This is a genomic window from Candidatus Effluviviaceae Genus I sp. (assembly GCA_016867725.1).
Classification (GTDB): domain Bacteria; phylum Joyebacterota; class Joyebacteria; order Joyebacterales; family Joyebacteraceae; genus VGIX01.
In genome coordinates, this window is record VGIX01000058.1 from 1 (window position 1) to 8,618 (window position 8,618).

General features: G+C 72.2%; 7 protein-coding genes. 6 read left to right on the plus strand and 1 reads right to left on the minus strand.

The genetic code is table 11. The features are described from left to right. A partial coding sequence (locus FJY74_08940; protein MBM3308439.1) for a GDP-mannose 4,6-dehydratase occupies positions 1 to 137 on the minus strand: 137 nt, incomplete at its 3' end. A 99-nt stretch (positions 138 to 236) separates the two neighbouring features. On the opposite strand from FJY74_08940, the gene FJY74_08945 reads away from it, so the two are divergent. The 6 genes from FJY74_08945 to FJY74_08970 form a co-directional block, all read left to right on the plus strand. Continuing rightward, positions 237 to 1,385, plus strand: coding sequence for a carbohydrate-binding family 9-like protein (locus tag FJY74_08945; protein ID MBM3308440.1), 1,149 nt, complete (start codon positions 237 to 239; stop codon positions 1,383 to 1,385). A gap of 70 nt (positions 1,386 to 1,455) precedes the next feature. Continuing rightward, on the plus strand, positions 1,456 to 3,459 hold the full coding sequence (locus FJY74_08950) for a sodium:solute symporter (GenBank protein ID MBM3308441.1): 2,004 nt from the start codon (positions 1,456 to 1,458) through the stop codon (positions 3,457 to 3,459). After that, a complete protein-coding gene (locus FJY74_08955) occupies positions 3,456 to 4,511 on the plus strand; it encodes a hypothetical protein (GenBank protein MBM3308442.1) in 1,056 nt (351 codons plus the stop codon). The genes FJY74_08950 and FJY74_08955 overlap by 4 nt, the downstream gene beginning before the upstream one ends. A gap of 23 nt (positions 4,512 to 4,534) precedes the next feature. Next, on the plus strand, positions 4,535 to 5,500 hold the full coding sequence (locus FJY74_08960; protein ID MBM3308443.1) for a glycoside hydrolase family 130 protein: 966 nt from the start codon (positions 4,535 to 4,537) through the stop codon (positions 5,498 to 5,500). Between the two features lie 52 nt (positions 5,501 to 5,552). Next, on the plus strand, positions 5,553 to 8,354 hold the full coding sequence (locus FJY74_08965) for a hypothetical protein (protein MBM3308444.1): 2,802 nt from the start codon (positions 5,553 to 5,555) through the stop codon (positions 8,352 to 8,354). A 105-nt stretch (positions 8,355 to 8,459) separates the two neighbouring features. Continuing rightward, positions 8,460 to 8,618, plus strand: a 159-nt coding sequence (locus FJY74_08970) for a hypothetical protein (GenBank protein ID MBM3308445.1), incomplete at its 3' end; no start/stop codon positions are given.

Sequence of the window (8,618 nt, forward strand, 5' to 3'; positions counted from 1 at the left end):
TCTCTCAGGTTCTCGAGGTTCCCCGCGTAGGTGAGCTTGTCGATGTTAATGATGTGGCAATCCGGGCGCCGTGCGAGGTAGATTCGCACGAAGTTGCTTCCGATGAACCCTGCGCCGCCGGTGACGAGGAGCTTCACGGGAACCTCCCTGGCGCGGTGCGCCGTGGGGCCGGGGGCGGATTGTAGCGCGGCGCGCGGGGCTTTGCAACGGGGGCGGTCGTTCCACGGGAGGCGCTCATGGGATGCGTCGGGCGCGAGGCTCTGAGGCTGGCCGCCGTTCTCGCCGGGGCCGCGGTCTGCGCGACGTCGTCACGGCCGAGCGCGCGGGCGGGCGATGCGCTCCCCGTGCCCAGCATCGAGTGGCAGCCGCGGCAGTACACCTGCTGCCGCGCGCCGGTCGCCCCGGAGATCGACGGGCGCCTGGATGAGCCGGCCTGGGCGGCCGCGCCCTGGACCGAGGACTTCACCGACATCGAGGGGCCGTCCCGGCCCGCGCCGCGCTTCCGCACGCGCGCGAAGATGCTCTGGGACGACCGGTTCCTCTACGTGGCGGCCGAACTCGAGGAGCCCGACGTCTGGGCCACGCTCCGCGAGCGCGACGCGGTCATCTACCACGACAACGACTTCGAGGTCTTCATCGACCCCGACGGCGACACGCACGCTTACTACGAGCTCGAGGTCAACCCGTTCGGCACCGAGTGGGATCTGCTGCTCCTGAGGCCGTACCGCGACGGCGGTCCGGCGGTGAACGCGTGGGACATCGCCGGGCTCCGCACGGCCGTGTTCGTGGACGGCACGCTCAACAGGCCGGGCGACGCCGACGGCGGCTGGACGGTCGAGATCGCGCTTCCGTGGTCCGTGCTCGCCGAGTGCGCGAACCGGCCCGCCCCGCCGCGGCACGGCGACGAGTGGCGCGTGAACTTCTCGCGCGTGGAGTGGCGCGCGCGACCGACGGCCGACGGGCGCTACGAGAAGCTCCTCGACGCCGCGACCGGGAAGCCGCTGCCCGAGGACAACTGGGTGTGGTCGCCTCAGGGCCTCATCGCGATGCACTACCCGGAGATGTGGGGCATCGTGCGGTTCGACGACGGGCAGGCGGCCGCGCGGGCAGGCGTGCCCCGGGATGCCGGCGAGGGCGGCGCCGCGTTCGAGCCGGACCCGCGGCACGCGGCTTCGTGGGAGCTCAGGCGCGTGTACTACGCCGAGCGGAACTGGCGCGCGGCGCACGGGACCTACACGGACGACCTGAGCGCCCTCGGCGAGGCGGCCGGCGGCGCCCTCGACGGGCGCGTCGGCGTGGCCGCGGGCGATGACTGGTTCGTGGCGACGCTCGAGCTGTCGGACGGGCGGGTCCTGCGCATCCGAGAGGACGGCCGCGTGTGGTGACGGCCGGCGGGCCGCGCCGCAGGCCCCGGGCCCGAGCGCGCGGCGCCCGGCGCCCTCCGAGGGAGACCCGATGAACCTGAACCTCCTCGACTGGTCCATCTTCGCGGCGGCGCTGGCCATGATGATGGGCGGCGTCCTGCTCGCGCGGAGCCAGATGCGCAGCGTTGCGGACTTCCTCGCGGCGGGCCGCACCGCCGGCCGCTACCTCCTGAGCCTCTCCCAGGGCATGGCGGGCTTAGGCGCCATCACGATCGTCGGCCTCCTCGAGATGAACTACGTCGCCGGGTTCTCGATGTCGTGGTGGGGGTTCACGATGAGTCTCGTGATCCTCATCATCACGGTCTCGGGATGGGTGGTCTACCGGTTCCGGCAGACCCGCGCGCTCACGCTTGCCCAGTTCTTCGAGATGCGCTACACGCGGAACTTCCGCGTGTTCGCCGGTCTCGTCGCGTACCTCTCGGGCGTCATCAACTTCGGCATCTTCCCCGCGGTGACGGCGCGGTTCTTCATCTACTACTGCGGACTGCCGCAGACCGTGCCGGTCTTCGGCGTCGCGGTCTCGACCTTCGCGCTCGTGATGGCCGCGCTCCTGTCCATCGCGATCTTCTTCGTGTTCCTCGGGGGCCAGGTCGGGATCATCATCACCGACTTCGCGCAGGGGCTCTTCGTCAACATCGTGTTCATCGTCATCGTGGTCTACCTCTTCAACGTCATCGACTGGACGCGCGTCATCGAGGGGCTCTCGATGGCGCCCGAGAACGCCTCGCTCATCAACCCGTTCAAGACGAGCCAGGTCAAGGACTTCAACTTCTGGTACTTCCTCATCGGCGTCTTCGGCGTCATCTACGGCGCCATGTCGTGGCAGGGGACTCAGGCCTACAACGCCTCGGCGAAGAGCGCGCACGAGGCGAAGATGGGCGGCGTCCTGTCGAACTGGCGCGGATTCCCGCAGGGGCTGTTCCTGCTGTTCGTACCCATCGTTGCCTACACCGTCATGCACCATCCCGACTTCGCCGCCGTCGCGGGACGCGTGAACGACGTCATCGGCGGCGCCGGGAACGAGGCCATTCAAAGCCAGCTTCGGACGCCGGTTCTGCTCACCAAGCTCCTGCCGCACGGGCTCCTCGGCGCGTTCGCGGCGGTGATGATGGCCGCGTTCATCACGACGGACGACACGTACCTGCACTCGTGGGGCAGCATCTTCGTGCAGGACGTTCTCATGCCGCTCCGGAAGAAGCCGCTCTCGCCGGCGCAGCACCTCCGCGCGCTCAGGCTGTCCATCCTCGGCGTCGCCGTGTTCGCGTTCTTCTTCAGCCTCCTGTTCCAACAGAGCGAGTACATCTTCCTGTTCTTCGCCATCACGGGCGCGATCTTCGCCGGCGGCTCGGGCGCCGTCATCATCGGCGGGCTGTACTGGCGGCGCGGCACGACGCCCGCGGCGTGGAGCGCGCTCATTGCCGGGTCCTCGATCGCCGTCGGCGGCATCCTCGTCCACCAGCTGCCGAAGGAGATGTTCGACGCCGCGCCGGCGGCCGCGTCGGCGATCGCCGGGGCGGGATGGCGCGCGCTCCGGTGGCTGCACAACGTGAACGGCCAGCAGTACTGGGCGCTGGCGATGGGCGCGTCGAGTCTTCTCTACGTGGTCGTGTCGCTTCTCGGGAAGCGCCCGGCGTGCGACTTCGACAGGCTGTTCCACCGCGGCGCGTACGACACGGCGCGCGAGACGACCGTCGTGGAGGCGCGCCCTGCCCGCGGGTGGCGGCTGCTCGGGATGGGGGAGGAGTTCACGCGCGGCGACAGGGCCATTTCCATCGCGAGCTACGTCTGGACGGCGGTCTGGCTCGTCGTGTTCTTCGTCGGGACGTCGTACAACCTCCACCACCGCGTGGACGACGCCGTGTGGGCGCGGTTCTGGAAGGCGTACTTCTACATCCAGCTCACGATGGCCGTGTTCGTCGTCACGTGGTTCTCGATCGGGGGGGTGAGGGACATCCGGTGGATGCTCCGGCGGCTCCGGGAGATGCCGCGCGACCACACGGACGACGGGACGGTGCGTCGGGAGGGCGAGCGATGAGGGCGTGGCTTGACGCTTTGGTCGCGTTGGTCGTCGCAGCGGCCGCCGCGGGCGGCGCGGGGGCGGGGCCCGCGACGGGCGCGTCTCCGGCGGAGACGCTGGTCGTCGCCGTCTTCGAGGACGAGACGATCGCGTTCTCCGAGGCCGCGCCCGGGCGGGGCGCCGCCGCGGGTGTGACCGTCGAGGACAACGGTCGCGTCGTCGCGCGGACCGTCGCGGTCGAGCCGCCGGCGTCCTGCACGCGCATCGTGGCGCGCGTCACGACGAGACCGGTGCCGAAGGACGAGGTGAGCGTCCACGACCCGTGGGACCGCGCGGGGTGCGTGCGGCTGTCGGTCCACGGCGCCCCCGACGTCGAGCTCGTGAAGTTCGTGACGGCGTACGGCGGCGAGACCACGCACGAGGCGGACGTCACCGCGCTCGCGCCGCTTCTCCGTGGCGAGTGCGCGCTCAGAGGGTTCGTGGACACCTGGCTCAGCCCCGCGTGGCGGATGGACTTCGCCCTCGTGTTCGAGACGGGCCCCGAGCCGGCGCTCGACGGCGTGCCGACCACGCCGCCCGCAGACGCGGCGGACTGGGTGCTGCCGCTCCTCTACGAGGAGAGCGTCACGACCGAGCGGCTCGCGAACGGGCCGGTCGCGGTCGCTGTGACGGTGCCGCCCGGGACGGGGCGCGTCGTGCTGCGCTACCTCGTGTCGGGGCACTGCACGGACGGCAGGGACGCCGACGAGTTCGTGAGCAAGGACAACGTCGTCGTCGTGGACGGCGCCGAGGTCGAGCGGTTCAGGCCGTGGCGCGACGACTGCCGGCGCTTCCGCGAGGTGAACCCGTACACGCGGCGCTGGTCGGACGGCTGGTGGTCGTCGGACTACAGCCGGAGCGGCTGGTGCCCAGGCGACCGCGTGCCGCCGCGGCTCGTGGACCTCTCCGGCGTGCTCGCGCCGGGGCCGCACACGGTGTCGTTCCACGTCGAGGGCGTGCGGCCGAGGGACGAGGACGGGCACTTCGGCTACTGGCGCGTCTCGGCCGCGCTCCTCGGTTGGATGGAGTGAGGCGCGTCCTCGCGGAGGTGCGAATGGCCCTCGTCCGATCCGCCGCAAACCCCATCCTCACGCGGCGCGACGTCCCCGCGGTGCCGCCGCGCGTCGTGGACCCCACCTCGGTGTTCAACCCGGGCGCGGTGCGCCACGCGGGCGCGTTCGTGCTTCTCCTGCGCGTGCAGACGCGCGGGCGCGAGACGCACCTCATGGTCGCGCGGGGCGCCGACGGCGAGCGGTTCGAGGTCGAGCCGCGCGTCGTCGAGCTCGCGGGCGTCGAGCGCGTGCGAGGATGCGTCCACCACGTGTACGACCCGCGCGTGACGCCGCTCGGCGGCTCGTATCTCGTGACCGTCGCCATGGACGTGGACGACCGGTGCCTGTCGGGCCTCGCGCGGACGGACGACTTCGACCGCTTCGAGTTCCTCGGTGTCACCGGGGATGCCGACGTGAGGAACGTCGTGCTCTTCCCCGAGCGCGTCGGGGGCCGGTACCTGCGGCTCGCGCGGCCGAACACGGTCGCTGCGGCCGGCGCGGCGCCGAGCGGCGACACGATCGTGCTCGAGGAGTCGGACGACCTCCTGCGCTGGCGCGCGGCGGGCGAGGTGATGCGCGGGCGCTTCCACTCCTGGGACGAGCTCATCGGGGCCGGCCCGCCGCCGCTCAAGACGCGCGAGGGCTGGCTCGTCGTGTACCACGGCGTTGCGACGCACCTCTCGAGCGCGCACATCTACCAGGCCGGCGTCGCGCTCCTCGACCTCGCGGACCCCTCGCGCGTGCTCGCGCGCTCGCGCAACAACATCCTCGAGCCGCGCGAGCCGTACGAGCACGTCGGGCAGGTGCCGAACGTGGTGTTCCCCACCGGGCTCGTCGTCGACCGCGTGGACCCCGACGGCTTCGCGCCGGCCGACGCACGGGCGTTCCTGTACTACGGCGCGGCGGACCTCTGCGTCTGCCTCGCGACCGCGACGGTCGGCGACCTCGTCGCGGCCTGTCACGACTGACGCGTCGCGGCCGCCGGTGCGCCCGCCGCGCGACCCGACCGACGGAGGACCGATGCCGAGCGAGCCCCGCGTCACAGGCTCCGCGCCGACCGCGCCCCGGAAGGCGTTCGTCGTCTCGCACACGCACTGGGACCGCGAGTGGTACCTCACGTTCCACGAGTTCCGGGCGCTTCTCGTTCGCGTGGTGCGGCGCGCGCTCGACGCGCTCGAGGGCGACCCCTCGTTCCGGCACTTCGTCCTCGACGGGCAGGCCGTGGTCCTCGAGGACCATCTCGAGATCCGTCCCGAGGACCGGCCCCGCGTCGAGCGGCTCGTCCAACGCGGCGCGCTCTCGGTGGGGCCGTGGTACGTCCTGCCCGACGAGTTCCTCGTGAGCGGCGAGGCGCTCGTGAGGAACCTCCTCGTCGGCCACTCGGTCGCCCGCGCGTTCGGGCCCGTGCAGAAGGTCGGCTACCTTCCCGACACGTTCGGCCACACCGCGCAGATGCCCCAGCTCCTCGCGCGCTCGGGCATCGGCTCGTTCGTCTACACGCGAGGGAGCGGCGACGAGCTGGACGGCCTCGGCCTCGAGTACCGCTGGCGCGCGCCCGACGGGAGCGAGGTCCTGGCGGTGAACCAGTGGGGCGGATACTGCAACGCGGGCGGGCTCGGGCACGAGGAGATCTGGCACGCGCACACGCGTCGCGAGGTGGACGTCGACCGGGCGGTCGAGCGCGTCCGCGCGTCGTTCGCCGCGATGGGGGAGCGGTCGAACGGCGACGTGTGGCTCCTCAACAACGGCTGCGACCACTTCCCGCCGCAGGCGCGGCTCGGGGAGGTCCTCGACGCGCTCCGCGCGGCGTTCCCGCGGACCGAGTTCGTCCACGCGGGGTTCGCGGAGTTCGTCGAGGAGGTCGCGCGGAGCGGCGCGGCGGCGGAGGTCCACGAGGGCGAGCTTCTCTCGGGGAAGCACCACCCCATCCTGACGGGCGTGTGGTCGGCCCGGATGCCCCTCAAGCAGGAGAACGACGACGCGCAGTCGCTGCTCGCCGACCGCCTGGAGCCGCTCGCGGCCCACGCGCACTTCGTGCTCGGACGCGAGTATCCATCTGGCGCGCTCGCGTTCGCGTGGAAGGAGCTTCTCAAGAACCACCCGCACGACTCCATCTGCGGATGCAGCACCGACGCCGTGCACCGGCAGATGCTCCCGCGGTTCGCGGCCGTCCGCGAGACGGCCGAGCAGCTCCTGAGGCTCGAGCTCGAGAACATCGCGCCCACGTTCGCGCGGCGCGGCGAGGACGACCGCGAGACGGTCATCGCCGTCGCGAACCCGCTGCCGACGCGGCGCACCGAGGTCGTGACCAGGCTCGTCGTGCTGCAGCCGCCGGGCGCGGACCCGTCGCGCCTCGCGCTCCTCGACGAGCGCGGCCGCGCCGTGCCCATGAGGGTGCTCGAGTCGCGGCGCATCGAGCGGTTCTGGGGCATCGACTATCGGACCGCCCTCGACTACGAGTCGCAGCGGGCGACGTTCGACGGCTACCTCAGGGACTTCGGGCCGCGCATCGTGCGCTCCGACGACGGCCGCGACCGGAGCGACCAGTTCCTGACCATCCAGTTCCTCGCCGAGGACCTCCCGGGCGTCGGGCACGCGTGCTACCGGCTGGTGGAGGGTGACGAAGCCCCGGGGCATGCCGCCGACGACCGGCGGGCGGCCGGGGCGGTGACCGTCGCGGGCGAGACGATCGAGAACGGGCACTGCGCGGTGACGCTCCACCACGACGGCACGTTCGATCTCACGCACACGGCGACCGGGCGCGTGTTCCGCGGGCTCGGCGTCCTCGAGGACGGCGAGGACGTCGGGGACGAGTACGACCACTCGCCGGCGCCCGAGCCGCTCACGGTAAGCTCGCGCGGCGCGGGCGGCGCCGTGCGCGTCGTCGAGGACACGGGGTTCGCAGGCGCGCTCGAGGCGTCCTTCACGCTCAGGCTCCCGGCCTCCATCGAGCCCGACCGCGCGCGGCGCAGAACGGCGCTCGTGGACTGCCCCGTTGCCGTGCGCGTCCGCCTCACTCGCGGAAACCCCGTCGTGGACGTCGAGGTCCGCTTCGAGAACCGCGCCTGCGACCACCGCCTGCGGGCGCTCTTCCCGACGGGCATCGCGACCCCGACGGTGCTCTCCGACGGCCACTTCCTCGTCAACGAGCGCCCGGTGGACGCCGAGCCGCATCCCGACTGGCTCCAGCCGCCGGCCGGCACCGTTCCGCAGCAGGAGTTCTCGGCGGTGGAGGGCGGCTTGTGCGGGCTCGCCGTGTTCGCGCGGGGGCTGCCCGAGGTCGAACCGGTTCACGCCGCCGACGGGTCGGTCACCCTGGCACTCACGCTCCTCCGCTGCGTCGGGTGGCTGTCGCGCGACGACTTCCCGATGCGGCGCATGAACGCAGGGCCCACCATCCCGACGCCCGACGCGCAATGTGAGGGGCCGCACGCGTTCCGCCTCGCCGTGCTCGCGTACGAACGGACGTGTTCGGCCGCCGGCGTGAAGCGGGCGAGCCGCCTGTGGCGGACGCCGGTCCTCGCGGTCCAGGGGGTGAGCGACCTCCACGTCCCCGGCGCGTGGCTCCTCGAGGCGCCCGGCGACCCGCTCTGCGTGACAGCGGTCAAGAGGCACGAGGAGCGCGACACGCTCGTCGTGCGCTTCGTCAACCTCGCCGGCGGGCGCGAGGCGGCCACGCTGACGCTTGGCCGCGACGTCGCAGCGGCCTGGCGGACGGACCTCCTCGAGGAGCGCCTGGGCGCCCTTCCGGTCGCCGGCCGCGAGGTGAGCATCGTCCTCGGCCCGCACGAGATCGCGACGGTGGAGATCGCCTTCGCGTAGGCCGCGCGCGGGCGCTTGAACCGCGCCTCGTTCCTGCTAGAATGGACTCCGCCGCCCGCCCGGGCGGCGGATGCTCACTGCGACGCCCTCACACAAGGAGTCGGGATGAAGCCGAAGTTCAGGAACGAGGCGGTGCTCACGTTCGCCGACGAGGCCCTCAGGAAGAAGATGGCCGAGGCCATCGCGCGCGTGGAGGCCGAGGCGGGGAAGGAGTACGACATCGTCGTCGGCGGCGAGCGGCTGAAGGGCGACGGGACCTTCAAG